The following is a 696-nucleotide window of genomic DNA, read 5'->3' on the forward strand; positions in this document are numbered from 1 at the left end:
GGCGGCGACCTGTCCGCCGGCGGCCTGCTTTTCCTCCGTCCATTCCTTCAGGTACCGGGTGGCGTCGGCGTTGCTCACGCCGGCGGCCGCGCGGACCGTGGACACGGTTGGCCTGCGCTCGGCACTGATTTGCTCGGCCGCGGCGTAGACGCGGTCCTTCACGCTCGACGTCATCAAAGCACCTCTTCGATTGTTGGTCCATGAATAGTAGTAGGAGTAGTAACGATACTACTCCTACTACTGATGTATTGTCCTCGGCCGCCGTGACGTGGGATGTGATTATGGTTTCTGCCGACCCTCTTCGTCCTGGATGATTCCTCCATCCCGAACCTGCTCCCGGTATTCCAGGGCCGTGGTCACGCGGTGCAGCTGGTACTTCAGCCGCAACTCCTCCTCGTGCTCCGTGGTACGCATCAGCTTTTGGAAGTAAACGGCCCCGCGCAGTGACAAGTTTCGTCAGGGGCCATTGATATGCCAGATCGGTGCCGGACGCTGACCGGACATCTTCCATAAGAGCCTTCCGGATCCTTGTCTCTCGGATGCCCAGCCAGGTCGCTATTGCGAGTAAGGCCAGGAGGACAGCTACCCCGGTCCAGATGAATTCTCCCGGCATTATTCCTCCCGTTGCTTCTTTCGTCGTGTTTCTCTATCCATAGCACGGGGCTACGACAGGGCGCAGGGAGGGTGCGGGCCGGC

2 protein-coding genes are annotated in these 696 nt (G+C 60.3%); both read right to left on the reverse strand.

Features of this window, described 5'->3' with window-relative positions:
* A partial coding sequence (locus tag AHiyo1_RS20060) for a DNA-binding protein (protein ID WP_172465669.1) occupies positions 1-174 on the reverse strand: 174 nt, incomplete at its 3' end.
* Between the two features lie 105 nt (positions 175-279).
* A complete protein-coding gene (locus tag AHiyo1_RS25035) occupies positions 280-450 on the reverse strand; it encodes a hypothetical protein (RefSeq protein WP_172465670.1) in 171 nt (56 codons plus the stop codon).
* Between the last annotated feature and the right edge of the window lie 246 nt (positions 451-696).

The organism is Arthrobacter sp. Hiyo1 (genome assembly GCF_001263615.2).
Lineage (GTDB): Bacteria > Actinomycetota > Actinomycetes > Actinomycetales > Micrococcaceae > Arthrobacter.